31 protein-coding genes are annotated in these 25,099 nt (G+C 41.5%); 1 reads left to right on the top strand and 30 read right to left on the bottom strand.

Going from position 1 to position 25,099, the window contains the following annotated elements:
• Positions 1-41 precede the first annotated feature (41 nt).
• The 17 genes from fin to metG form a co-directional block, all read right to left on the bottom strand.
• A complete protein-coding gene (gene fin / locus V6D41_RS20565) occupies positions 42-272 on the bottom strand; it encodes an anti-sigma-F factor Fin (RefSeq protein WP_087991873.1) in 231 nt (76 codons plus the stop codon).
• A gap of 59 nt (positions 273-331) precedes the next feature.
• A complete protein-coding gene (gene pth, locus V6D41_RS20560) occupies positions 332-898 on the bottom strand; it encodes an aminoacyl-tRNA hydrolase (RefSeq protein ID WP_333519472.1) in 567 nt (188 codons plus the stop codon).
• A 106-nt stretch (positions 899-1,004) separates the two neighbouring features.
• Complete coding sequence (locus V6D41_RS20555; RefSeq protein WP_148964458.1) at positions 1,005-1,622, bottom strand: 50S ribosomal protein L25/general stress protein Ctc; 618 nt, start codon at positions 1,620-1,622, stop codon at positions 1,005-1,007.
• Positions 1,623-1,705: 83 nt separating this feature from the next.
• Positions 1,706-2,659 (bottom strand): ribose-phosphate diphosphokinase, encoded by a 954-nt coding sequence (locus V6D41_RS20550; RefSeq protein ID WP_064814082.1) that lies wholly within the window; start codon positions 2,657-2,659, stop codon positions 1,706-1,708.
• Between the two features lie 22 nt (positions 2,660-2,681).
• Positions 2,682-4,052 (bottom strand): bifunctional UDP-N-acetylglucosamine diphosphorylase/glucosamine-1-phosphate N-acetyltransferase GlmU, encoded by a 1,371-nt coding sequence (glmU, locus tag V6D41_RS20545; protein WP_333519471.1) that lies wholly within the window; start codon positions 4,050-4,052, stop codon positions 2,682-2,684.
• A 191-nt stretch (positions 4,053-4,243) separates the two neighbouring features.
• Entirely contained in the window at positions 4,244-4,537 is a 294-nt protein-coding gene (spoVG, locus tag V6D41_RS20540; RefSeq protein WP_087991877.1) for a septation regulator SpoVG, read from the bottom strand.
• Between the two features lie 197 nt (positions 4,538-4,734).
• The gene (gene ridA / locus V6D41_RS20535) at positions 4,735-5,112 is read right to left on the bottom strand and encodes a 2-iminobutanoate/2-iminopropanoate deaminase (RefSeq protein ID WP_003218344.1); all 378 of its coding nucleotides are present in this window, start codon (positions 5,110-5,112) and stop codon (positions 4,735-4,737) included.
• Entirely contained in the window at positions 5,109-5,966 is an 858-nt protein-coding gene (purR, locus tag V6D41_RS20530; RefSeq protein WP_087991878.1) for a pur operon repressor, read from the bottom strand. Before purR ends, ridA begins: the two co-directional genes overlap by 4 nt.
• 55 nt (positions 5,967-6,021) lie before the next feature.
• On the bottom strand, positions 6,022-6,891 hold the full coding sequence (gene ispE / locus V6D41_RS20525) for a 4-(cytidine 5'-diphospho)-2-C-methyl-D-erythritol kinase (RefSeq protein ID WP_148964481.1): 870 nt from the start codon (positions 6,889-6,891) through the stop codon (positions 6,022-6,024).
• Positions 6,892-7,037: 146 nt separating this feature from the next.
• A complete protein-coding gene (locus V6D41_RS20520; RefSeq protein WP_003218333.1) occupies positions 7,038-7,223 on the bottom strand; it encodes a small, acid-soluble spore protein, alpha/beta type in 186 nt (61 codons plus the stop codon).
• A gap of 161 nt (positions 7,224-7,384) precedes the next feature.
• On the bottom strand, positions 7,385-7,645 hold the full coding sequence (gene veg, locus V6D41_RS20515; RefSeq protein ID WP_003218330.1) for a biofilm formation stimulator Veg: 261 nt from the start codon (positions 7,643-7,645) through the stop codon (positions 7,385-7,387).
• A 203-nt stretch (positions 7,646-7,848) separates the two neighbouring features.
• The gene (gene prtG / locus V6D41_RS20510) at positions 7,849-8,721 is read right to left on the bottom strand and encodes a sporulation-specific protease PrtG (protein ID WP_087991880.1); all 873 of its coding nucleotides are present in this window, start codon (positions 8,719-8,721) and stop codon (positions 7,849-7,851) included.
• Between the two features lie 159 nt (positions 8,722-8,880).
• Positions 8,881-9,759, bottom strand: coding sequence for a 16S rRNA (adenine(1518)-N(6)/adenine(1519)-N(6))-dimethyltransferase RsmA (rsmA, locus tag V6D41_RS20505; RefSeq protein ID WP_087991881.1), 879 nt, complete (start codon positions 9,757-9,759; stop codon positions 8,881-8,883).
• Complete coding sequence (rnmV, locus tag V6D41_RS20500; protein WP_333519470.1) at positions 9,752-10,312, bottom strand: ribonuclease M5; 561 nt, start codon at positions 10,310-10,312, stop codon at positions 9,752-9,754. Before rnmV ends, rsmA begins: the two co-directional genes overlap by 8 nt.
• Positions 10,313-10,457: 145 nt before the next feature.
• Entirely contained in the window at positions 10,458-11,771 is a 1,314-nt protein-coding gene (locus V6D41_RS20495) for a ubiquitin-like domain-containing protein (RefSeq protein WP_333519469.1), read from the bottom strand.
• A gap of 155 nt (positions 11,772-11,926) precedes the next feature.
• Positions 11,927-12,694, bottom strand: a complete 768-nt coding sequence (locus V6D41_RS20490; RefSeq protein ID WP_148964453.1) for a TatD family hydrolase — start codon at positions 12,692-12,694, stop codon at positions 11,927-11,929.
• Positions 12,695-12,772: 78 nt separating this feature from the next.
• A complete protein-coding gene (metG, locus tag V6D41_RS20485; RefSeq protein ID WP_333519468.1) occupies positions 12,773-14,767 on the bottom strand; it encodes a methionine--tRNA ligase in 1,995 nt (664 codons plus the stop codon).
• Positions 14,768-15,267: 500 nt separating this feature from the next.
• Between metG and abrB the strand changes: the two genes are divergently transcribed.
• Positions 15,268-15,552, top strand: a complete 285-nt coding sequence (abrB, locus tag V6D41_RS20480; RefSeq protein ID WP_087993958.1) for a transition state genes transcriptional regulator AbrB — start codon at positions 15,268-15,270, stop codon at positions 15,550-15,552.
• A 46-nt stretch (positions 15,553-15,598) separates the two neighbouring features.
• Here abrB and rsmI read toward each other — a convergent pair whose 3' ends face one another.
• From rsmI to csfB, 13 genes are all read right to left on the bottom strand, one after another.
• Positions 15,599-16,477 carry a 16S rRNA (cytidine(1402)-2'-O)-methyltransferase gene (rsmI, locus tag V6D41_RS20475; protein WP_333519467.1) on the bottom strand — a complete coding sequence of 293 codons (879 nt, stop codon included), beginning with the start codon at positions 16,475-16,477 and terminating at the stop codon, positions 15,599-15,601.
• Entirely contained in the window at positions 16,452-16,751 is a 300-nt protein-coding gene (locus tag V6D41_RS20470; protein WP_148964450.1) for a GIY-YIG nuclease family protein, read from the bottom strand. Before V6D41_RS20470 ends, rsmI begins: the two co-directional genes overlap by 26 nt.
• A complete protein-coding gene (locus V6D41_RS20465; RefSeq protein ID WP_087993955.1) occupies positions 16,738-17,481 on the bottom strand; it encodes a tRNA1(Val) (adenine(37)-N6)-methyltransferase in 744 nt (247 codons plus the stop codon). The genes V6D41_RS20470 and V6D41_RS20465 overlap by 14 nt, the downstream gene beginning before the upstream one ends.
• 58 nt (positions 17,482-17,539) lie before the next feature.
• Positions 17,540-17,899, bottom strand: coding sequence for a replication initiation-control protein YabA (yabA, locus tag V6D41_RS20460; protein ID WP_087993954.1), 360 nt, complete (start codon positions 17,897-17,899; stop codon positions 17,540-17,542).
• A gap of 14 nt (positions 17,900-17,913) precedes the next feature.
• A complete protein-coding gene (gene ricT / locus V6D41_RS20455; RefSeq protein WP_060397760.1) occupies positions 17,914-18,741 on the bottom strand; it encodes a competence/sporulation regulator complex protein RicT in 828 nt (275 codons plus the stop codon).
• A 2-nt stretch (positions 18,742-18,743) separates the two neighbouring features.
• Positions 18,744-19,733, bottom strand: coding sequence for a DNA polymerase III subunit delta' (gene holB, locus V6D41_RS20450; RefSeq protein ID WP_087993953.1), 990 nt, complete (start codon positions 19,731-19,733; stop codon positions 18,744-18,746).
• 11 nt (positions 19,734-19,744) lie between these two features.
• A complete protein-coding gene (locus tag V6D41_RS20445) occupies positions 19,745-20,185 on the bottom strand; it encodes a YaaR family protein (protein ID WP_087993952.1) in 441 nt (146 codons plus the stop codon).
• Between the two features lie 12 nt (positions 20,186-20,197).
• The gene (darA, locus tag V6D41_RS20440) at positions 20,198-20,527 is read right to left on the bottom strand and encodes a cyclic di-AMP receptor DarA (RefSeq protein ID WP_148964448.1); all 330 of its coding nucleotides are present in this window, start codon (positions 20,525-20,527) and stop codon (positions 20,198-20,200) included.
• A 74-nt stretch (positions 20,528-20,601) separates the two neighbouring features.
• Positions 20,602-21,240 (bottom strand): dTMP kinase, encoded by a 639-nt coding sequence (gene tmk / locus V6D41_RS20435; protein WP_148964447.1) that lies wholly within the window; start codon positions 21,238-21,240, stop codon positions 20,602-20,604.
• On the bottom strand, positions 21,237-22,676 hold the full coding sequence (locus V6D41_RS20430; protein ID WP_333519466.1) for an aminotransferase class I/II-fold pyridoxal phosphate-dependent enzyme: 1,440 nt from the start codon (positions 22,674-22,676) through the stop codon (positions 21,237-21,239). The genes tmk and V6D41_RS20430 overlap by 4 nt, the downstream gene beginning before the upstream one ends.
• Before the next feature lie 82 nt (positions 22,677-22,758).
• On the bottom strand, positions 22,759-23,907 hold the full coding sequence (locus V6D41_RS20425) for a toxic anion resistance protein (RefSeq protein WP_148964445.1): 1,149 nt from the start codon (positions 23,905-23,907) through the stop codon (positions 22,759-22,761).
• Between the two features lie 18 nt (positions 23,908-23,925).
• Positions 23,926-24,540, bottom strand: coding sequence for a 5-bromo-4-chloroindolyl phosphate hydrolysis family protein (locus tag V6D41_RS20420; protein ID WP_148964444.1), 615 nt, complete (start codon positions 24,538-24,540; stop codon positions 23,926-23,928).
• Positions 24,541-24,671: 131 nt separating this feature from the next.
• Entirely contained in the window at positions 24,672-24,866 is a 195-nt protein-coding gene (gene csfB, locus V6D41_RS20415; protein ID WP_148964443.1) for an anti-sigma-G factor, read from the bottom strand.
• Between the last annotated feature and the right edge of the window lie 233 nt (positions 24,867-25,099).

Below are 25,099 nucleotides of genomic sequence, written 5' to 3'. Positions count from 1 at the left end.
AACAGAAAAACGCTTTGGTCTAGTATCTACACCAAAGCTTTTTATTGAATAAATGTGTGATGTTCGTGGTAATGCGGATTTCGGTCAAGCGCCTCTTGGCAATCTTCACATATGGTCAAAACTTGAACATCTCCATTTTCTTTATAAGAAATCATATCGTTTCTTTCTTCGTTTGTTAAGTGCTGAAAACCGAGTGAGTCAGTCGATACCATGGAAGATTCGAGACTGCCTACTTTCACTCCGCAATGACGGCAATAATAATGCAAAGCCATACAAGGGACCTCCTGATGAAAAAGTTATTTTGGTGTAGTATGGGCTTTGTTGATTCATTTTATACCTTTGCGTTAAATTCGTTCATGACTTCTAAAAACGGCTTGCTCAGAGAAGCTTCACAAGCCTTCACAGATTTTTCGATCGCTTCACCAATATCAGGTGCCTCCTCCTTGGTGAAGGAGCCTAACACATAGTCAACGACCTTCACGCCGTTTACAGGCCGGCCGATTCCGATGCGGATGCGATCAAACTCGGATGTTCCAAGATGCTGGATCAATGATTTGATGCCATTGTGTCCTCCGGCGCTTCCTTTTGTTCTTAAACGGATCTTGCCAGCCGGAAGATCAAGATCGTCGTAAACGACTGTTAAATCTTCGTTTTCGACATCATAATAGTCCATTAAAGGCCGCAAACATTCTCCTGATAAATTCATATATGTAAGCGGTTTAACAAGTAGAACCTTTTTGCCGGAAACAAATCCGGTTCCGTATAATCCATTAAATTTACTTTGATTCAGCTCAATATTCCATTCCTTCGCAAGCTGATCTATCACCATAAATCCGACATTATGCCGTGTGTTTTCATAGTTTTTCCCCGGGTTTCCGAGACCGGCAATCACAAGCATGGCGAATCCTCCCTTAGTCACATAAACTCCCGTCTGCATAGCGGGCTATAATTCTTCTCATTCTAGCACAAAAGACGTAACCGCGGGAGGGTTACGCCTTAAGCTATTATTGTTCTTTGTTTTCACCTTCAGGCTGAGCATCGGCAGATTCCTCTTCATCTATCTCAGCTGCTTCCTGCTGCTGCGGAGGAAGGATAGAAGCTACAACCTCATCTGATTCTTGATTAAAGGCGTAGTCACCGTCAGCAGCCAGATCCGCAATAGTGAGTACCTCATTTACATCAAGGTTTGAAATATCAGCCTCAATCGTTTGCGGAATGGCTTTTGGCTTTGCCTTTACAGTAAGTGCATGCAGCGGCTGCTGCAATACGCCTCCGTTTTTCACTCCGATGGCTTCTCCGGTCAAATGAATCGGAACTTCCACCTCAATGTCTTCACTCATATTGACCACTTGAAAGTCAGCATGAGTGACTTCATTTTTCAGCGGGTCCGTTTGCAGGTCTGTCACCATGACAGAATGTTTTTCTCCGCTGACGTCAAGCGTGATAACTGTATTTTTACCTTCGTCCCTCAGCGTTTTGATCAGCTCCACACTGTCTAATGATACAGGTTTGTTTCCCGTGTCTTTCCCATATATGATACCTGGAACATGTCCTGAAGTACGGATATTCCGAAGAGACGAACGAGTAAAATCCGTTCTTTCTTTTGCCGTTAAAGTTGCCATATTCAGCACCATCCTATAATCGTTTTATTGTCCTACTACAAACAATACCCATAACGATAAGGATTTAAACCTCAAAAGTCGGTTTAGCTGAACAGATAGCTGACTGATTGCTGCTCATGAACACGAATAATGGCTTCAGCCAAAAGCGGTCCGACTGAAAGCTGCTTAAACCGTTCAATTTTCTTTTCTTCAGGAAGCTTGATGCTGTTTGTCACAACAAGCTCTTTGATTGTTGAATTATTAATACGTTCAACAGCAGGACCTGATAGTACAGGGTGTGTGCAGCATGCATATACCTCTTTCGCTCCGTTTTCAACGAGCGCATTAGCAGCAAGTGTAATGGTACCTGCAGTATCGATAATGTCATCGATAAGGATAGCGGTCTTCCCTTCGATATTACCTACAATATTCATGACTTCCGCCACGTTTGGACGCGGACGGCGTTTATCGATTATCGCAATCGGCGCTTTTAGTCGGTCAGCCAGTTTGCGGGCGCGTGTCACACCGCCGTGGTCTGGTGAAACAATGACGATATCTTCAAGGTTTTTGCCTTCAAAATATTCTCCTAAAATCGGAACACCCATTAAGTGGTCAATCGGTATATCAAAGAATCCTTGAATTTGCGGCGCATGCAGGTCAAGTGCAATTACGCGAGTAGCACCAGCTGTTTCAAGCAGGTTTGCGAAAAGTTTTGCTGTGATTGGTTCACGGGATCTTGCTTTTCTGTCTTGACGCGCATAACCATAATAAGGAATAACAATGTTAATCGTTTTTGCAGAAGCACGTTTTAACGCATCTACCATAATTAACAGTTCCATAATATGCTCGTTAACGGGGGCACTTGTAGACTGGATGATATAGCAGTCACATCCGCGAATACTTTCTTCGATATTAATTTGGACTTCCCCGTCACTAAATCTTGTGACAGAACATTTCCCTAATTGAACTCCAACTATATCTGCGATTTCTTTTGCAAGCTCTGGATTCGAATTCAAAGAAAAAATCTTTAAATTCTTATCTCCGTATTGATTAGACATGGATAAACCTCCGAATTTAGGATTATTTTTTATGAATATTTTTCACATAATCGTCTTTATTTACTTGTCTCGCTCTGGCAATAGCAAGCGCTTTTCCAGGTACATCTTCCGTAACAGTTGAACCAGCAGCAACATAAGCGCCTTCTCCGACTGTGACAGGGGCAACCAAGTTGGAATTGCAGCCGATAAACGCGCCGTCTTCAATTTTCGTCAAATATTTATTCTTTCCATCATAATTGACAGTTATTGAACCGCAGCCCAAGTTTACATCTGTGCCTACCTCAGCATCACCGACATAGCTTAAATGAGAAGCCTTGCTTCGGTCTCCGAATTGAGTCTTTTTGATTTCAACAAAATTTCCGATCTTCACTTCATTCCCGATGACAGAATCAGGTCTGATGTGAGCAAAAGGTCCTATGTTTACATCATTCCCCACTTGACTGTGATTGACTACCGATTGTTTAATCACCGTACGGCTCCCAATAGAACTATTCATAATCTCCGTATGAGGTCCGATAATCGTATCTTCTCCGATTTGCACCTCACCTTTAATCACTGTTCCAGGATAAATAACAGTATCGCTTCCGATAACAGCGTCAGGAGAAATATACGTGTTCATCGGGTCAATCAGCGTTACGCCATTTTGCATATGCCGTTTATTAATACACTCTTTCATAAATTGTTCTGCCTGAGAAAGAGCGACTCTATCATTAACTCCGAGTGTTTCTTGGAAATTACCAGTCTGGTAAGCGGCAACAGTTTCGCCTTCGTTTTTAAGAATCTCTATGACATCCGGCAAATAATACTCACCTTGAGCATTATCATTAGACACCTGATCAATGGCCCGGAATAGCGCTTCATTGTCAAAACAATACGTACCGGTATTGATCTCAGTTACAAGACGTTCTTCTTCAGAGGCGTCCTTATGCTCAACAATTTTTTGAACCGCTCCATTTTCGCTGCGAATAATACGTCCGTATCCGGTTGGATCTTCTGCAACCGCAGTTAAAATCGTAGCTTTCGCTTCTCTTTGTGTATGTTCTTTCAGCATCTGTTCCATTGTCTCAGCTGTTAAAAGCGGCGTATCTCCGCAAATGACAATTGTGACGCCTTTTTCGTCAGCAAGAAATGGCTGTGCCTGTTTTACAGCATGAGCAGTGCCAAGCTGTTCTGCTTGAAGCGCATACTCGCTTTTATCACCAAGCTGCTTTTTCACTTCTTCCGCACCATGTCCGACAATCGTGACAAGCTTCGATAAAGATAACTTTAAGGCTTCATCCACGACGTGCTCTGCCATAGGCTTACCGCAAACTGGATGAAGGACTTTATAAAGCTTCGATTTCATTCTTGTTCCTTGTCCAGCCGCTAAAACAACTGCAAACCGCTTATCCATTTATTGGCCTCCAATATCCCTTTTATCCATAGAAAAATATATCCTAAATATCTTCTGATTTCAAGGAGACTTCATGAAGTGCAAGAATTTTCTATTGAGAGAAATTAAGTTTGAAAAATCAGAATTAAAAAAGGACTGCCGGCAAAGGCTTTTGTCAGCCCTTTCAGCAGTCCTTGCTTTTTGGTTATTTTTTAAGAAGCTCCAGCTTCTTCGAATTCTAATGCTTCAGTGTCACCCATACGATGATACTCATTTAACACGGCATCTTGAATCTTTCCTCGCGTGCTTGAATTAATAGGATGAGCAATATCTCGGAACTCTCCATCAGGGGTGCGTTTACTCGGCATCGCAACGAAAAGACCATTGTTTCCATCAATCACACGAATATCATGAACAACAAATTCGTGATCCAGCGTGATGGATGCAATCGCTCTCATGCGACCATCGGTATTCACGCGGCGTAATCTTACGTCAGTAACTTCCACAGTAGTTCACCACCTTTTCCCTATATAAAAGCATTAGTGTATCAATTCCACGATTTTTTCTGAAATCCTGCTCGTTTTTAAAATATTTTTTGAAAAAATAGGATATAGTTACACAATTAGGACATAACGCTTTTATTTCGGGCATAAGGTAAATAAAAAAAGTGATTCCGAGGATCTCCCAGAATCACTTATTATTATTATTTCACCAATGCAATAACTTCGATTTCGACTAGGGCGTCCTTCGGCAGTCTCGCGACTTCAACACAAGATCTCGCCGGTTTGTGAGTGTCAAAATATTGCCCGTACACTTCGTTTACTTCTGCAAACTGTTCCATATCCGCAATAAATACAGTTGCTTTTACAACTGTTTCTAAAGAAGCGCCTGCTTCTTCCAGCACCGCTTTTAAGTTGCTGAATACTTGATGAGTCTGCTCTTTAATATCACCGTTCACCATTTCACCTGAAGGAGTCAAAGGAATTTGGCCTGAGCTGTAAAACATATTATTTACGATAATCCCTTGTGAGTAAGGCCCGATTGCCGCTGGGGCATGTTTTGTGTGGACTGCTTTTGTCATGATTCTGTCTCTCCATTCTTTAAAAGATTGTCTTTAAAAAAACGCAGAAAATTGCCATTCTGAATTTCAATGGACTTCTCTTTCATGTTGATGGTTGAAAGAGTAAGAAGTGACATATATTCATCAACAAGACGTTCATCTACTCCTTCGGCTTCAACCAAGACGCCGATCCCCGCCACATTTGCGTTAAACTCATCTAACAGGTTAATCATACCATTAATTGTGCCGCCTGCTTTCATAAAGTCATCAATAATGAGTACGTTTGAACCCGTTTTCATGCTTCTTTTCGCAAGTGACATCGTTTGAATGCGGTTTGATGAGCCTGAGACGTAGTTAATGCTGACTGTAGAGCCTTCTGTTACCTTGTTATCTTTGCGAACAATGACGACAGGCACATTCAGATAGCTCGCAGCCGCGTACGCCAGAGGGATGCCTTTAGTGGCAACGGTCATGACAACATCAATTTTGCGCTCTGCAAACACAGAAGCAAACAGCTTCCCTACCTTAGAGAGTACAGATGGCTTTCCTAAGATATCCGTTAAATATACATAACCGCCCGGAAGGATACGTTCAGGATTTGCCAGCGACTGTCCAAGTGTCTGCACAAACTCTTCAGCTTCAGCCTGTTTCATTTTCGGAATATATTTGACGCCTCCGGCAGCTCCGGGAACAGTAAGCAAAGTACCAATCCCCTGCTGCTCAAAGGTTTGCTTAATAATTGTTAAATCTTCACTGATCGATGATTTTGCAGATTCATACCGCTCAGAAAAAAAGGTTAGCGGTATTAACTCGTGCGGATGGGTTAACAAGTAATTTGTTAAGTCCACCAATCTGCCGCTGCGACGAAACTTCATGAACTTACCCCCAAAATCCGAATATTTTAAGATCAATATAACTTAACATACGGATTTAATCAAGAGCGTTCTGTTCGCCGATCATTCTCACCGCATAAACCTGATCGCAGAAGCCTCTTAACCCGTTATAAATTCTCTGCACCTTCGACTCATACTGAACCAGTCCAAACACGGTCGGTCCGCTCCCGCTCATTAACACGGCGTCTGCGCCAAAGCGTTTCATCTGGTTTTTGATCATCGCAACTTCAGGATGTATATCAAGCGTAACAGATTCAAGCACATTGCCTAAACGGCTGCACATCTTTTGAAAACTCTTTTCCTCTATAGCTTCAATCATGCCATGTACATCGGGATGCTCAACATCATCCAGCTTCAGCTGTCTGTACACTTCAGCAGTTGAAACACCGATTGTCGGTTTCGCTAAAATGACCCAGCAGTGCGGAGGCGTGCTGATGTGTTTAATTTTCTCGCCGCGTCCAGTTGCCAGTGCAGTTCCGCCATAGACACAAAATGAAACGTCGGAGCCAATTTCCGCTCCAAGCTCGGCAAGCGTTTCTGCAGAGAGATTTAAATTCCACAGTCTGTTCAGCCCTCTGAGCGTCGCCGCCGCATCACTGCTTCCGCCGGCAAGACCAGCAGCCACCGGAATCATCTTCGTAATCATGATGGAAACTCCCTTTTTTACGTTGTATCTGTCCTTGATCAGTTTGGCAGCCTGATAAGCTAAGTTTCTTTGATCATCAGGCACAAAACGGTTGTGGGAGGAGACTCTCACTTCATCCTCTGCCAGCTCCGTCAATTCAATCCGATCCGCTAAATCAATCGTCGTCATGATCATTTCGACTTCATGGTAGCCATCCGGGCGTTTTCGGGTGACATCAAGTGACAGATTGATCTTCGCTGGCGCTTTTTCTAAAATACGCATAGCTTTCACCTACTTCTCCATCTAAACATAAGTATGAACATTGTATCACATTTGAAGTACAGGATGAACATATCCATATTGCAGCCTATTATGTATTTATATCCAAAATAAAAACCGGGGAACAGCACGTCCCCCGGGTCACATCCTTATCGGTTATTCTGATTCTGAGCCATTTGCTGTTCAGCGATTTCAATGGCGCGCTTTACCATGTTACCGGCATCGCGGGCGCGAATTTCGCCCCAGCCGCCATTTTTCACTGTGTCATAAAAACCAAGGTCTTTAGCCAGCTCATATTTAAACTCATCTGACATAACTCCACGACGTCTGCCCAAACGAAACAACCCCTTTTTTAGAAGTGATAGCCATTCGTGCACGTCACGATAATATGTGACCGTTTTTATCTTTTGTTAATAACAGATGAAACTTTCGTTAAAATTAATGGAAACAAAAAAAGGGCAAAACAAAAAGCAGTAAACAAAAGGTTCACTGCCCGTTAAAATGCCACTGAGCTTGCGGCGTCATCATTAAAAGTCAGCTCAACAGTCTCAGTCAAAATATCAGCGTAACTGTATGAAACTCTTTCAAACGAGTTCTCGTCTTGATCTAGTTGTATCACAAAAACAGAAGGGTACGTCTCAGCTAAAATGCCCGAGCGCTCAATTGTTTTTCGGCGGCCACCGTTTGCCTTTAACGTCAGCCTTTTACCTAAATTCCCATCAAGCGATCTTTTAATGTCGGACAACGTCTTCGCCATTGCATCCACCTCACTATACTTATTGTACAACATGAGCCCATTTTTGTCAAATAAAATTTAAATTATATCAACGTTGATAAGACGTTGTCAACAAAATTATTTTGACAAAATTCTATGATTCCTCAATTATTTTCCGCAAGTTTCGGTAAATTATGTATCATTATGTAAAATAAAAAACCCGCATAGATGCAGGTTTTCATCTGTTAATTGGACTTATATGGCATTCCAATTCTCAGTACTCCTCTTGTTTCTATACCTCCAAGCCCTTTCTCTCTTGTCAGCGTATTACGGAGCACTTCCCATACATTAATTCGTTCCATAAACGGCGTAAAGCTGATTTTCGCGACGATATACACCGGATCAAGCGCATGAATGTTTACTCTTGACGGTGAACTCGCGAAATTTGCCCCCGCCCTTATGAGCGATTCAAAGTGGGATTGGCAAGCCCCCGCAAAAATAACAAGCTGATCTAAGTGAGGGATCTTTTTTCGGGCGTTTTGAACCGTTTCAACAAAATGCTTTGAATGTCTGTACGCGTTCAAATCATCAATCTCACCCTTTTGCTTTGAGTATGCATCATGCCCTGTTATCACCAAGATGTCAGGTCGATATTTGTCGAGTAATTCTTCAATAGAAGCAGACATTTTCTTTTCATGGCAATGGATGCCATAGACGGGCACTCCAATTTTTTTATAGACATTCAGGCATTTTTTCAGATATGCTTCATCGCCGTCCAAATGAAGCACCTTGCCCGGCATATGGAAATAATGCTCCTGATGCTGATACTGGCTTGTCGCATAGTACTCCTGCTTTTCTCTGAGCAGCTTATAATCTTGGCGGAGCAATTCGAGCGATTCATTCATTCTGCTCTCATCTTTCTTTTTCCGCATCATTTGCTCATCTTTTTTTACTGCTACAAGATCAGAAATATCCGCATCAGCAATCAGCCTGACTTCATCACCATGCAAAATAGCGATTGAATTTCCTTTGCTTGTTTGCTCTATTCCTATAATGCGAAACAAAACATCCATTTGATAGGATTTTCTGGCTACCATATCTCCTATTTGAAATTGCACGTTCCTCACTCCACACATAGACTAAGCCTCATCATGAAAGAAAGAGCCTTGAGAAAGCGCCTTTTTTCGCTGAGTCCAAGTTTTTCTTCTCATTGAATTTAAGGTCCTTCTCTAGCCTATGTAGCGGCAGTCCAAGTGGTGCGCAAACAAAAAGCCCTTTTAAAAAAGGGCTTTATACAATCCGTTAGACAGCGCAGCAAACTCCTCGATAGACAGAGATTCACCACGGCGCTTGCCGTCAATATTTGTCTCTTCCAGCACTTGCTCAATCTTTGATTTTTGTGCTTTTCCATCAGGCAGATTGTTGACTAAGTTATTGAGCAGCGTTTTACGGCGCTGAGCAAAACTTGCCTTGATCAACTGAAAGAAAAAGGCTTCGTTTTCCACGTCGACTGCCGGGCCATCGCGTAGGATTAGCCGAATGACTGCGGAATCTACATTAGGCTGAGGAACAAACACGGTTTTTGGAACGGTCATCACCGTTTTGGCTTCTGTATAAAATTGGACCGCGATTGAAAGTGAACCGTATTCCTTAGATGAAGGGTCTGCCGCCATGCGCTCAGCTACTTCTTTTTGCAGCATGACAACAATCCCTTTCAGCGGGAGATGTTCTTCAAGCAGTTTCATGATAATCGGCGTTGTCACGTAATAAGGAAGGTTGGCTACAACCATGATTTCATCACAATCTTGAAATTGTTCTTCAATGACGGATTTGACGTCAGCCTTTAATACGTCCTGATGAATGACGGTGACATTGTCGTAAGGAGACAGCGTATCCTTTAGAATCGGCAATAATCGCTGGTCAATCTCAAATGCCGCGACCTTTTTCGCCCGCTTGGCGAGCTGCTCGGTCAAAGCCCCGATTCCCGGGCCGATTTCAATGACACCCGTTTTCTCCGTCACTTCCGCGTGATCGACAATTCTGTCTAAAATGTTCGTATCAATTAAGAAATTCTGTCCTAAGCTCTTTTTAAAAGAAAAACCGTATTTTTTCAGTATCTCTTTCGTTCTTATCGGTGTCGCAATATCTTTATTCATTCTGTTCCTCCCGCATAACGGTATCGAGCGCGCTCATAAAATCACTTTTTTTAATTTGAAACATTTGTAGCCGTTTTTGAAGCTGTTTTCCATTTGTATAGCCGATTTTCAATAGATCACCCAGTCGTTCGCGGCGGCGTTTGGCCGCAGATCCGCCAATCAGCCCGGCATGAATCAGATCCTCAGCTGAAATGTCACTCGGCTGCGCCTCCATCTCTTCGTGCACGTTTTCTAAACATGCCCTAATGCTTTCAACCGATGCGTGCTCCACACCGATTCCCCGCTTGTTTTTAGGTTTGGCAAGATGTTTTGGCAAAAATGCATGCTTGCAGCCGGATACAGCTTCTGAAATGGTTTTGCGGATCTTCTCACCCGGGAAATCCGGATCTGTTAAAATAATGACACCTCTGGTCTTCTGGGCCAAACGGATTTGGTCAATCACATGATCATCGATGGCTGAACCATTTGTTTCAATTGTGTCTGCATCAACAGCCAATTTGATGCGGGCCGTATCGTCACGCCCCTCGACCACAATGATCTCTTTAATTTTCATTATTTCCTCCAAGACAAATTAAAAACTTTTGTATATTCATGAAACTTTTTCTTGTGTCGAGCGTCTAATAAAGCAGAAAATACACTTTGTCTATTATAACGAAAAAAACAGAGGGCGCAAAACCCTCTGAATACATAAGTATATATTAATTTAAGATTTTAATTTTGACTGTTTTATTTCCCCATCGGTACGCCGATGATTTCTCCGGGAAAAAGACGTCTATTTTGCTCCCTTTAATCGCTGAACCAGTATCTGCAGCAATGGCATATCCATAGCCTTCAACGTGAACTTTGGAGCCTAGCGGAATGACGTTTGGATCTACAGCGATGACTTTTGCATTCGGATTATTTTTTAAGTTAACGCCTGTAGCTGTATGTCCTGAACAACCGCTGCAGCTTGCCGTATAAGCCGTAGATGATACAGTCATCACTTTGCCTGTTGACTCATTGCTACGGGACACAACTGTTTTTGAATCGCTGGAAGCATTGACCTTTTCAACCTTTGGACTGCTTTGCTTTGTGCCGACAGCAATCACTTTATCTTTGCTTTGTTCAGCCGTTTCTTCTTTCACAAGCTCTCTGGAGACTTCTTTGCCGTTTTCTTTAACGACTTCGAAGTGTTTTTTAAGCTTGCCTTCTTTTCCTTTTTGGACGACCTTTTCTTTCCCTTTGTCAAGAGAAGCGTCTTCTTGTTTTTTTACATCGAACGCGATTTTCTCTTCAACTACATCGGTGACCTTTTCGATACGAGTAATTGTAATATCAGCCTTTGCTTTCGTCAGCTTTGCATCTAACGCAGGCTTGATTTTATCTTCGTCTTTTATGTTCATCTTTTGCTGTTTTAAAAAGTCAGCGACGGTAGTCGAAGTCGTCCAGATCTTCTTTTGTTTTCCTGCATCATTTACAGTAACCTGGAATGCGGGTTCTATGTTAATCTTCATGTCTTTCGAAATATCAGTATCTATTGCGGGATCAATTTGATCGTGTTTTTTCACATCAACATCTTGTTCGTCCAGTAATGCACCGACCGTTTTTGCTGTTGACCATAATGTCTTTTCTTCCCCGTTTATTGTAAGCTTGACAGGTTTTGCAGCCTCATACACAACGGTCATATCTGCTGTTATGTTTGTCTGTTTAGCAGGTGTGATCTTGTCTTCGTCTCTTGTCTTTATATCAAGCGTATCTAAAAGATCACCGACCGTTTTTGCGTGTGTGCGTATATGTTTCTTTTTGCCATTGATAGAAACTGAGACTGATTGTTTCGTCAGCTCATGAGCCGCGTACGCAGTCCCGCTTCCCGCCAAAAGCAAACAAGCAGCAACCAGAATGACTTTGCTTTTGCTAAGCTTTACGGAAAACAGCTTTTTCATTTTTTGTGTGATGAAAAACGCCTCCTTCTCCTCGGAGAGATTATATAGAGTATCTAAAAGGCTGTCAACCCTCCTCTCTCTTTCTCCCAAAAGCCCAGTGTCTTCTTCATTATCCTGAAATACACTGAGAAACGGAAGAAAGACTTGTCGACAACCCTATCCTATGAGGAGAAGAAAGCATGTAGAACTTTTATGAATAAGCGCTGAAAAGGACAAGCTCTTACAAAACCCGCTAGCGTTTTTTGTCAGTTTATACGGAAAAGTCTTTTTGCATTTTCAGTCGTAATTGAAGCAACCTCTTCGAAAGTCATTCCTTTTAATTCAGCAATTTGCTCTGCCACATATTTTACATAGCTCGGCTCATTTCTTTTTCCGCGAAAAGGATGAGGGGTGAGAAACGGGCAATCAGTTTCAATCAGCAAACGGTCATTCGGAATTTCCTTCACGACTTCCTTAGGCTTCTTCGCATTTTTGAAAGTCACCGGTCCCCCAAATGATAAATAAAAATTCATTTTCATGCACTCTCTCGCCACTTCCGCACTTCCTGTAAAGCAGTGCATGATTCCGCCCACAGCTTCTGCGCCTTCCTCCTTCAAAATGGTTACGACATCCTCCGTTGCATCACGGTTATGAATGATAATAGGCAGATTGACCTCTTTCGCTAAGGCGATTTGTTTTCTGAATACCTCTTTTTGGATCTCTTTAGGAGATTTGTCCCAATGATAATCCAATCCCATTTCACCTATCGCCACCACTTTTTCATGAACAGAAAGCTCTTTTATCCACGCTAAATCTTCCTCAGTCATGTCGATTGCATCAACAGGGTGCCAGCCGATGGCTGCATAAATAAAATCATATGCCTCAATCATTTCCATCGCACGTGTGATGGTCGGACGGTCAAAACCCACTACGACAATTCGATTCACTTGTTCAGCTTTTGCCCGTTCAATAACCTCTTCTAGATCAGTATCATATTGTTCTGCATTTAAATGCGCGTGTGTGTCAAATAACATAAGTAAAAAACTCCTTTCTTGTCGAAACACAAAAGGTGTTCGACGAATTGTTACACGTGAAACACCTTTTGTTTGTCATTATTTAATTCTTGTGCCTTTCGGTAACGACTGATCGATAGATACGACTTTTAATACGCCGTCTGCTTCCCCCGCAAGGATCATACCTTCAGAAAGCTCTCCTCTCAGCTTAACCGGCTTTAGATTTGTTACACATACGAGTTTTTTCCCAACAAGCTCTTCAGGCGTATAATGCTTCGCAATACCGGATACAACTTGGCGTTTTTCAAAACCAAGATCCAGCTGCAGCTTCAATAAACGGTCTGCTTTTTTTACCGGCTCAGCCTTAATGACCTCTGCCACACGAAGTTCTACATCCATGAATTGATCAATCGTAATTTCGGGTAAGCGATCAACCTCTTGCGGCTCCTCTTCTTTTGTTTCTTCTTTAGCTGGCACGGAGCCCTGCATCTTGCCTTTGATGTAAGCAATTTCTTCTTCTGCCTCTAAACGAGGGAACAACGGCTCACCTTTTTGTACTTCTGCATCTTGCAGTCGGCCGAAAGCTGTAATGCTGTCCCAAGATTTCAAAGTTTTATCAGTAATGCCTAGCTGCTCAAACATTTTTTCCGGTGTTTTTGTTAGGAACGGCTGAAGCAGCACTGCTGAAATACGCAATGACTCAGCCAGATGGTACATGACCGACTTCAGTTCTTCTTCTTTTTCCGGATCCTTCGCAAGCACCCATGGAGCTGTCTCATCAATATATTTGTTAGTACGGCTGATTAGCTGCCATAATGTTGAAAGAGCTACTGAGAACTCCATGTTTTCCATTGCTTTCTCGTAAGACTTCACTGTTTCATTAGCGACTGAAGCAAGCGTTTTGTCAAATTCCGTTACAGCACCTTTGTAAGAACCGATTTGTCCTTCGAAATACTTATTGATCATCGCAACTGTACGATTCAATAGATTTCCTAAATCATTCGCCAAATCATAGTTAATCCGCTCAACAAAGCCTTCCGGTGTAAAGACACCGTCAGAACCGAACGGTACTTCGCGAAGCAGGTAATAACGAAGCTCATCTAAACCATAGCGTTCAATTAATGTAACCGGATCTACAACGTTCCCTTTTGATTTCGACATTTTTCCATCTTTCATCAAAAGCCAGCCATGCGCAAATACTTGCTTCGGCAGCGGCAGATCGAGTGCCATCAGCATAATTGGCCAATAAATGGTGTGGAATCGCACAATCTCTTTACCGACTAAATGAACATCGGCAGGCCAATATTTTTGATAAAGCTCATCATTTTCTGTATCATAGCCGAGTGCAGTTAAATAGTTAAATAGCGCGTCGATCCAAACATATACAACGTGTTTTGGATTTTCCGGCACCTTCACACCCCAATCAAAAGTGGTACGTGATACAGCTAAATCCTCAAGTCCAGGCTTGATAAAGTTGTTAATCATTTCGTTTTTGCGTGATTCCGGCTGGATGAATGTCGGGTTTTCTTCATAATATTTCAGAAGACGATCCGCATATTTCCCCATACGGAAGAAATAAGATTCCTCTTTGATTAATTCAACTGGGTGTCCGCTGTCAGGACTTTTTCCGCCGATGACCTCTCCCTTTTCATTCCGCTCGATATCATCTAACTGAGTTTCCGTGTAGAATGTTTCATCAGGGATACTGTACCAGCCTTCATATTCATCAAGATAGATGTCCCCGTTATCAAGAAGCTTTTGAAATACCTTTTCAATCACAACTTTATGTCGTTTTTCTGTTGTACGGATAAAGTCGTCGTTTGAGATTTCAAGCTGTTTCCATAGTTTCTGAATATCTGCCGCTGCGCGATCCACATACTCCTGAGGTGTAATGTTTTCCTGCTCAGCTTTTTGCTGGATCTTTTGTCCATGCTCGTCCGTTCCCGTTAAATAGCGAACATCGAACCCTTTTAATCTTTTGTAACGTGCCATTGCATCTCCTGCGACTGTCGTATATGCATGGCCGATATGTAATTTTCCGCTCGGATAATAAATCGGTGTTGTAATATAAAATGTATTGTTTTCTTGCGGCATCTTGAAACCTCCCAATCAGAATGTCAAAAAGCTCCCGCCCAAAGGACGAGAGCGGCGATAAGTGCAAATCAAAAATGATTATTATTTATATTTATCCTTTATCTATGATACCATCTTAGCCTTTAAGATCAAGAATATATACGTATGCCTTGAAAAAGAATAATTAAAATTAAAAATCTCTAATGAAAATAAAAAAAGTCTGTTCATGTCGAATTTTGTCGTATATAATCAAATGAAACAAAAAACCTTGGTTCAAAAGTCTTGATTTAAAAGGATTTTTAGTAGGATAATAGCTTTATTATAAATTTATAAAAAGCTGTTATTTCAGTAGTTTCTGATACATTACTGACTATAAGAACTAATTCTTACAATCAATAGTAAACAAAATGATTGACGATTATTGGAAACCTTGTTATGCTATGAAGGTAAGTATTTTGTCGAATAATGACGAAGAAAAATATAATTTAAACAAATAATCATCTCTTGGGAGGAGAAAGTTTATGAAATCTACTGGTATTGTGCGTAAAGTTGATGAATTAGGACGTGTAGTTATTCCTATCGAATTGCGTCGTACTCTTGGAATCGCAGAAAAAGATGCTCTTGAAATTTATGTTGATGATGAAAAAATCATCCTTAAAAAATATAAACCAAACATGACTTGCCAAGTAACTGGTGAAGTTTCTGATGATAACCTTAAACTTGCTGGCGGTAAATTGGTTCTTAGCCAAGAAGGCGCTGAGCAAATCATCAGCGAAATCCAAAAGCAGCTTCAAAACCAAAAATAATTCTTTTTACAAAAAACGTTCTTGTTATGACACAAGAACGTTTTTTTTATTGCTGAATATGGTAAGCATCGTACACTTCACGCTTTGGAATATTGCGATCGACTGCAGATTTTTTAATGGCTTCTTTAGAAGTAGCACCTTGCGCAATGTAATGCTCGACATGTTCTTTAGGCGTGAGGGTTTCCCACCATTGTGCTTCCTCATCTGATTCTTCATTTTTATTGCCTTCTACTACAAGACAAAACTCACCGCGTATCTGATCCTCGTTTGCCCATTCGATGACCTCAGATATCGTGCCTCTGATAAACTCTTCATATTTCTTAGTAAGCTCACGCGTAACAGCAATTTCCCGATCTCCCAAAATCTCGGCCATCGCCGACAAGGTTTCCTTAAGTCTGTGGGGCGCTTCATAAAAGATAATCGTTTCCTGCCGTTTTTTAAGTCTTTCAAGCTCCTTCTTCTTTTCTTTTTTCTGCCTGTTCAGAAAACCGTAAAAGAAGAAAGGCTGCGGTACAATACCTGAAGCGATTAGAGCCGTTAATGCAGCATTCGCTCCCGGCAGCGGAACAACATAACCGCCTATCTCGCTAAAATCCTTCACGATTTCCGCTCCCGGATCAGAAATCGTCGGCAGTCCAGCGTCACTGACAAGGGCAATGTTTTTTCCGGATTTCAGCCATTCAATGATTTTGTGGCCGCTGCTTTCTTTATTATGTTCATGATAACTGACAAGCTGTGTTTCAATTTCGTATACATGGCAAAGCTTTTTCGTTTGTCTCGTATCTTCCGCAGCAATCGCATCCACTGATTTTAGCGTGTCGATCGCCCGGAATGTCATATCCTCTAAATTTCCGATTGGTGTTGGGACCAAATAAAGAATTCCCATGTCTGACTTTCCATTAAAGCTCATTTGGCGCCTTAACATATACAGCCTCCTTGCTGTTCCGCTTTTCTTCTATATAAAGCTCTTTTTTCTTTCGAGTCAGTTTTTTGAAATAATATTCCGCCTGCATGGCTTCCCGCTTCGTTGTGAAGGCTTCGGCAAAAATCAATTCAACCGGACGTCTTACTTTTGTATACTTTGCGCCCTTTCCATCATTATGTGTGTTTACCCGTTTCTGCAGATTGTTGGTATACCCGGCATACCAGCTATTATCTCTACATTTCACGACGTAGAAAAAATGGTTATTTGTCTCCATATAAAATGGTCCTGATTTCTTTTGTATATTCATTTTGTTCGTCATAAACGAACAAAGGGGGAAGAATTTTTAAATCCGGACGTCCGCCTTTGGTTCCTTCAACCAAAATGGTATTTGCTTCTTTCCCTTGTTTCGGGTAGACAAATTGCACACGCTTCGGCTCGATTTGGTAAGCCTTCATCAGCTCAAAAATCTCTAAAAGCCTGCCCGGCCGATGAACAAGGGCTGCCTTTCCTCCTTGCTTAAGCAACTTGCTGCTGACTGAAATAACATCCTCCAGTGTGCAGTGGATTTCATGCCTTGCGATCCGGAGATGCTCATTCATGTTTTGTTCAGTTTGTTTCGGTGTTTTAAAATACGGCGGATTGCAGGTGACAACATCATATCGATTATGTCCCAGCTTCTCCGGCATGTTTTTCAGATCATCATGTATCATCTGAATTTGTTCCTGAAGCTTATTGTATTCGACACTGCGAACAGCCATATCATGAAGTCTTTCTTGAATTTCAACTCCAATAATGTCTGCTTTTGATCTTGTGCTGAGCAGAAGTGGCACAATGCCATTCCCCGTGCATAAATCAACGATTTTTCCTTTCTGAATCGGAACGTATGCGAATTTGGAGAGAAGCACAGCGTCCAATGAAAAGGCAAAAACTGTTGGACTTTGTATGATTTTCATGTCCTCTGCCAGCAAATAATCTAATCTTTCATCATCACGTAATGAAACCATCTTCTTATCCTTTCAGTACCTTTGAAAAAGGCTCCCGTCTTATGCGGAAGCCTTTTCCTTATTTTTTATTTAAGAATGACAGACAGAACAGACAATCTTCTTTTCGAACACTTCCATAGTGGACATTGCAGATATGAAATCCTTCTTGATATAGACGTGCCAGATTATCATACCCTTCGCCTATATCAGATTGCTCTGTCTTCTGTGTTTTTGATTCTTTTTTATCAGCTTTGAACTTTTCAATCTGCTGCGTCGTATCGTCCAGCCGTTTGCGCAAATGCTTATTTTCAAGCTGCAAATGATGATTCTCTTCAATCATCTCACCAATATGCTGCTTTAAATCCCCCAGCTGTCGGTACAGTGAGCCAATTTGTTCTTCTAAGTTAATGACGGTATCAAATAACTCTTTTTTATCCAAGGTTCCACACCTCGTTAATCTGTGGTTTGTGCGGATACGACGCCCTCTTCCAAGAGCTCTTCCCAAGTATATTCTATCACTTTTTCACGGTTTATCAGTTCCACCTGAAGCACCCGTTCCAGAATATTAAGTCCGACGACCTTCGCAGGGCCGTTTGCTGTCGTAATCATTTCTCCTATATCAGGAAGCTGCTCTTTTGCCGTCTCATATTCATCATTCTCGTATTTTAGACAGCACATCAAGCGTCCGCAAAGACCTGAAATCTTCGTAGGATTTAAAGATAAGTTCTGATCCTTGGCCATTTTAATGGAAACAGGTTCAAAATCTCCAAGGAACGTTGAACAGCAAAGCATTCTTCCGCAAGGACCGATTCCTCCAAGCATTTTCGCCTCATCCCTTACTCCGATTTGGCGCAGCTCAATTCTTGTTTTAAAGATAGAAGCCAAATCTTTTACAAGCTCTCTAAAATCTACTCGGCCGTCAGCAGTGAAGTAAAAAATGACTTTATTGCGATCAAACGTGAATTCAACATCAACCAGCTTCATATCCAAGCCATGTTCAACCACTTTCTTTTGGCAGATGTCAAATGCTGATAAAGCTTCCTGTTTATTTTCTTCTACGATGAGAAGGTCGCGCTCGTCAGCCACACGTATCACTTTTCGAAGGGGCAGCACGACATCATGCTCATCCACCTGTTTATTTGCAATCACGACCTGGCCGTACTCAACGCCTCTGACAGTTTCTACAATTACGCAGCTGTCATGTTCTATATGAAATCCATTCGGATCAAAATAATATATTTTACCCGCTTTCTTAAAGCGGACTCCAATTACATTGTACAAGCTTATCCCTCCTGCAACATTAACACCAAGTGCTCCATTAATCCTTGTACATTCACATTGGAATGAAGCCGTTTCTTTGCTTCTAAAACAGCAAGAATCTGATTCGTAACGCTTTGTTGTGTTGATTGTAGCGCATGCTGTTTTATTGATTGGAATAAGTCTTGATAAATCAATTTATCTTCATTTCCTATTTGGATGGACAACACATCGCGATATATCAATAAGAGCATATCAAGACCCATTTCTTGATGGGTTTTTTCTTTGAAAAAGGGCATCCATTGATCTTGAATAAAGAAAAAGGCATGTCCTTTCCGCTGGTGTAGGACTTCATACAATTTTATCACTTTCGCTCTAGACTCTGCAAACTCATCATTTCGACTTAATTCGACTGCTTCTGCTACATTGTTGGTCATGTTGGCGAGAAGCCTTGCCATATGAGGCGAGACTTCCTGTTCGATTAGTCTATCTTCAATTGCTTTGGGCTGCAAAGGCTGAAAAGGAAGGGTTTGGCATCTTGAGATGATGGTATCCAATAACCTTTGGGGCTGCTCAGTGATGAGGATGGCCATTGTATCTTTATTCGGTTCTTCTAAAAATTTCAGCAGACTGTTCGCCGCATTCGCTGTCATTTGATCTGCGTGCGAAATAATATAAAGCTTTTTATGCGATTCAAGCCCTGTCTTAGAAAACTCTTCTTGCAACGCTTGAATTTGTGCCTTTTTGATCGATAAACCATCAGGCTGAACAAGATGGAGATCAGGGTGGTTCCCTGACTCTATCCGTTTACAATTTCGGCAGCTCTCACAAGGCTCCGCGCCGTCCTCCAGGCAAAAAAAGCTTTTCGCAAGAAGCAGCGCGGCATCAAGCTTTCCTGTTCCTTTTTTTCCCTCAAACAAATAAGCGTGTGATAGTCTGTCCTTCTCAATACTATTATATAAAAGCTTCATCACTCTGGGCTGAAGCTCGTTCATTTCGTTCCAAGATATTGCCATTGTATCACTCTCTATGTGTAAAGGTTAATCAATAAACCTTTTATTTCGCCAATACGCTCCAGCAAATCAATTGCCGGTTTTTCCTGATCCATCATCTCTTCCGTAAGCTGTATCAATTTGTCATCTATTTCTTTTACAAGTCCCAGCGTTCTGCTGTTTCCGTACAGGTCAAAACTTTGCGACGTTTCATGTGAAAGACCGCTGTCTACGGCTTCTTTGACAAAACGTTTCACAAGTCCTTTGAATCTCGCTAAGTCTTTAAAATTCCGGGATTTTGTCAGCCTTTTTCCAAACGCCTCTATATCCGATAACAGCCTGGTGAGCTGATCAAATTTCAATTTGCTGCTTTGATTTTCCATTGATGTTTTAAACGACGCTGTGATCTCAGATGTTTTCACAGAAGGAAGCTGCTTATTATCTATAAATGTACGTATATCTTTATTAATTTTCACAGTTTCAAATCCTTAAAATTGATAAAATTCATCGACTGGAAGGACAAATACTGTCGCTCCGCCAACTTCAACTTCGACTGGATAAGGGACATATGAATCAGCATTCCCGCCCATCGGAGATACAGGGGCAATCATCTGATCACGTTTCTGTCCGTTTTCCTTAATGAGACTCAATGCTTTATCGACGCGTATATCCTCGACACCAATCATAAACGTTGTATTGCCTGATTTAAGAAATCCTCCCGTCGTTGCAAGCTTTGTAACTCTAAAGTTGTGATCCGTTAAGGTTTTCAACAGCCGGTTGCTGTCCTGATCTTGTACAACTGCCACTATCAATTTCATCTGTGAAGGCCTCCTTTAGATTGGAAACAACAATGATCTCGTTTACATTATTATATCAACTATCGGGAAACAGGTCACAATTGAATTTTTTTCAACGCTTCATTGATTACCTTCATGACGTCCTGAACAACGAGGTCTTTGGATTGGCTGGCATCAACTGAGTAAAATCTTTCCGAGAATCGCTTCATCAGCTCTTGATAACCTTCCTGTACCTTTGTATGGAAGCTTAATTTTTCTAAATCAAGCCTGTTTTTCTCCCGCAAGCCGTTTGCATGAATGCGCTTCAGTCCTTCTTCCGGATCAATTGAAAAATAAACCGTTACATGGGGCATCATATCGCCGATGGCAAACTCATTAATTGACAGGACCTCATCAATCCCAAGTCCTCTTGCGTATCCTTGGTACGCGAGCGAACTGTCTATGAATCTGTCACAAAGAACAACCTGCCCTTGTTCTAATGCTGGTTTTACTTTTTCAACTAAATGCTGGCGTCTTGCAGCCGCATATAAGAGAGCTTCTGTTTTTGGGTCCATTAATGTGTTGTTCTCATTCAGAATAACCTCTCGAATTTGTTCTGCAATATCTATGCCACCCGGCTCTCGAGTTGCTGTAACTTGAAGGCCTTCTGCTGTCAGTATGTTTTTGATTTCCTGCAGAACAGTCGTTTTCCCCGCACCTTCAGGACCTTCGAATGTAATAAATAAACCGCTCATGATTTCTCCTCTTCTATATAAACAAGTAGTTGTTTCTCTTTGATTTTCGTATTCCCTTGAACATGCGTTTTCATGCTGATCAAGCGGCTGAGCTTTTGCACACTTTCTTTCGTTATTCTTTCTCCCGCCATGATCATCGGTATACCTGGAGGATAAGGTACGATATCCTCAGCGTTCAGCCGGCCTGCCGCTTCATTAAAGTCCACATATTCTTTCGTAAACGTTTGTAAGACCTTTTTTTGATAAGGCAAGACTGTAACAGGCTGCAATCCCCATTCTGCAGAGGCAAACCTCTGATCTGGAGGCGTGTTTTCAACCTCTGCATCAATGGTTTTCATTATTTCAGCGTTTATTCTGCGATTTCCTCCCAATGGAAGAACGAGCAAGACTTGATTTTCATCCGCAAGCTCAGTGAATATGTTAGCACGCTCTAATATGTTTTGCAGCGTATACCCAGAATGCCCCCGCTTTGAACGAATTGTGAGTTTCAGCGGATCCGTTATCGTACGTGGATCTGCCGGTTTGACAGCTTCTGCATTTCTAAGTGAATCAAACGTTTGTTTAAGTGATTGTATGCGTTGCAGAATGTCAGAAAGCTTATGTTCTTCTATCATACGCTGTACATAAGCGCGGGCAATGTCTAATGAAGCCATGATCGGATAAGACGGACTGCTGCTTTGTAATCGATTTAAATACTCTGCCACCCGATTCCGGTCAACTCTGCTGCTGTTAAAGTGCAAATAAGAGCCCATCGTCATGGCAGGCAGCGTTTTATGAGCCGACTGAACAACGATATCTGCCCCCATTTTTAAAGCTGAGGGCGGAAAAGGCTCCCCTAAAACAAAATGTGCGCCATGCGCTTCATCCACTAAAACAGGAATCCCGTAATGATGAGCTTCTGAAATGACTTCGGTCAAATCAGCACTATGCCCGTAATATGTCGGATTGGTCAGCACCAAGCCTTTCGCATCTGGATACGCTGCCAAGGCTTCTTTAATTGTATTTAGCGGAACATGCGTAGGCACATGCATCGCTGCATCAATGTCAGGTGCGAGATAAACCGATTCAGCACCAGCCATATCAACAGCATGAAAGACAGATTTATGGCAGTTTCTTTGAATCAGAATAATATCACCCGGTTCACAAACAGATAAAATCATCGCTAAGTTTCCGACAGTTGTTCCATTCACCAAGAAAAAACTTTCCGCCGATCCATATAATTGACTGACAAGCTCTTGTGCTTCCTTAATCACCCCAGAAGGATGATGGAGGTCATCCAGCCCTGTCAGTTCAGTTACATCAATAGTGAGCAGCGGATTGAATATCGACTTAGCGTCATCAAAAAAGACATCTCCATTGTGATGTCCCGGAACATGAAATGAATGAGAATTTCTTCTCGCGTGCTGAATCAATGCTGTATATAAAGGTGTGTTCATTAAAACAATCCTTTGAATATGTTTTCTTACACTTTATTATATCGTTCCTCTGACAGAACTTAAAGATAAGACTTGCTGGTAACTACCTTTCCTTCATCGTAAGCAGCTTGTGCTTCAGATCGTCTTCCATCACCATGAGTTCTTCTTCTGCTTGACGGCGTTTGTCTCGTCCTTCTTCTTGTATGGTCAGCGTTTCTTCAAGCGTACTGATTAAGCTTTCCTGCACCTTTTTTAAAGTATCGATATCAACTAGGCCTCGTTCATTCGCCCGCACAGTTTCAATTGTATTGGTCTTCAAAAGCTCCGCATTTTTCAGTAAAAGCTCGTTGGTTGTATCAGATACTTTCTGTTGGGCATCCACTGCATTGCGCTGCCTTAAAAGCGTCAGCGCAATCGCAACTTGGTTTTTCCAAAGCGGAATTGCTGTCACAATGGATGACTGGATTTTTTCAGCTAACGCTTGGTTTGTATTCTGAATTAGCCTGATTTGCGGAGCACTTTGAATTGTAATTTGCCTGCTCAGCAGCAAATCGTGCACCCTTTTATCTAAACGGTCAGCAAATTGAACCAAATCGTTTACTTCTTGAACAGCCATTTGATTGTGCTCCTCTGATTCAGCCTGTTGCTTCAGTTCAGGGATTGTTTTTGTTTTTAATTTCTCCAGCTTCAGTTCCCCTGCAGCAATATAAACATTCAGCGCGGTGAAATACTCTTTATTTTTTTCGTATAGCTGCTCTAACAGCTTATTGTCACTGATTAAAGCATTTTTAGAGTGTTCCAGCTTCAAACTGATTCTGTCTATCTGTACGCTGGTCTTTTGATATTTAGAAAGCACCTCCTGAAGAGAATTCGATACTCTTCCAAACACACGTGCCAAAAAACCCTTTTTCCTAGACTGAAGATCATCAGGATTTACTTGCTCCAGCTTTTTCATCAGCTCTCCAAGTATTTCGCCAATCTCCCCGACATCCTTCTTTTGAACATGATCAATCATAGTGTGAGAAAAATTCAGCAGTTTCGACTGAGCTTGTGAACCGTATAAGACAATGCTCTGCATATTTTTATGATCAATCTGTTCAGCGAGCTGAATTGCTTTTTCTTTGTTTTCCTCAGGTAGAACATCAACAAGGCGTACTTGCTGCTTCTCTGCTTTTACAGCCTCCGCCTCTATTTCTCCAAAAGGGTCCGCCAACAACTCATCAATATGAAGGTCGCTCTGATCTCTGTTCATCGCTCTTACCCTCTTCCATTATTTCTTTAATGAATGTTTCGCCGCATCTAATTCAAATTGCAGTTCGTCAATATCATCACCCATTAATTGAGTTAAATCTTCCTCTAAACGCTTTGTCAATTCAGCAAGTGTGATACGCGCCTCACTCAGTGACATCGACAGCTCTTTGCTTTTTTTCGGATGAGATGATAAAAAGGCATACTTCTCTGTCAGTTCAACAACTGAATCGAGCGTTTGGTAAAAAAATCGCTCAGCCTGATAAAACCGCTTCGGCTCTTTGTTGGTGAGGATATAAATCCTTCTGACAAGCCTCAGTATTTCTGCATTTTGTTTAAACATTTGAATGCTTTTTGCTTGAAATAAAGCTTTTCGAAGGCGTATGATTTTCTGCCTTGCTTCCTCTAGATTTTTCTTAATATAGGCATATTCTCTTCCTGTCAGCGCATGCTTTTTAAGAAACAACCGTCTCGAATTCCAAATGCCAGCTGTATATACGACTGCTCCTGAAGCGAACCCATAAACAAAAGATAAAAAAAGCGGCTGATTTAAACCGAAAAAGCTCAATATTCCTATGAAAACAAAAGTCGCACTGCTCGTTAAACTCCATATTAAAAAGTGAAAAAATCTCTGCATGAGATCATCGACTCCTGTGTATACTCAGTTTTAATATTATTATCTACTACGTTCAATCCCTAAACAAGTTTCATCTTCTCTTTATTACCAATATCTTTATGAAAGAGTATAAAAAAAGACCTTTTCAGGTCTTAAGAATATAATGGCGGTGTATGAATGCTCTTTAGTTTTTTTACATAAAAGGCATAGTCAGGATCGGAAGTTGATGTAGAAATTACTTTTCTCTCACAATCTAAGCATATGAATTTCGTATAAAGATGAATGCCTCTATTCTTCTCTTGATCACAAATCACACATGTATGATTAGGTTTACGTGTTTCGTCCAATCGTTCCCACCTCCGTACAATTAGCCTTCCCTTAAATCGTATATTGTATACACTATTTAGATCTTTTTGAAACTTGAAATCAGTATATGGGCTATATAAGCTGTCGGTGTTTGTATTTGTTTGATTTTATCACTCTTAAATAAACAAAAAACCCAGCTCAATGAGCTGGGTTTTACCTGCTTGGCGGCGTCCTACTCTCACAGGGGGAAACCCCCGACTACCATCGGCGCTGA

Origin of the sequence: Bacillus sp. 0102A, assembly GCF_036765155.1 — a bacterium.
GTDB lineage: Bacteria > Bacillota > Bacilli > Bacillales > Bacillaceae > Bacillus > Bacillus subtilis_G.
This window is presented reverse-complemented; position numbering and strand designations above follow the sequence as displayed.